The following is a 279-nucleotide window of genomic DNA, read 5'->3' as shown; positions in this document are numbered from 1 at the left end:
TTTACTCTTTTTCAGCTTGTTACATCATGTCAAAGATCTTCTTAAAGTGAAGGGTACGGAGTCGGACCGCTTTTCCGGGGCCAGCTTTTTGATTTGGCATCCCCTGCCTCCTGATATATTGATTGTCAAAACAAACTTGTCTGTAGTACAAGAAAGAAAAACCTTCTTCTTTTTTACGGAATCTCTCCAGAAAGGAGGTGTTCCAGCCGCACCTTCCGGTACGGCTACCTTGTTACGACTTAGCCCCAATTACCAGTGTTACCCTAGGGCGCTCCTCGC

Annotated in this window: 1 rRNA gene; it reads right to left on the bottom strand. The window is 45.9% G+C overall.

Going from position 1 to position 279, the window contains the following annotated elements:
• Positions 1-190 precede the first annotated feature (190 nt).
• Positions 191-279: ribosomal RNA gene (locus tag H6A27_RS14815) — 16S ribosomal RNA — on the bottom strand; the annotation flags it as partial.

The sequence above is a fragment of the Bacteroides caecigallinarum genome (assembly GCF_016902295.1).
Classification (GTDB): domain Bacteria; phylum Bacteroidota; class Bacteroidia; order Bacteroidales; family Bacteroidaceae; genus Phocaeicola; species Phocaeicola caecigallinarum_A.
Note: the sequence above shows the minus strand (reverse complement) of the source record. Positions and strands in the feature narration are given on the sequence as shown.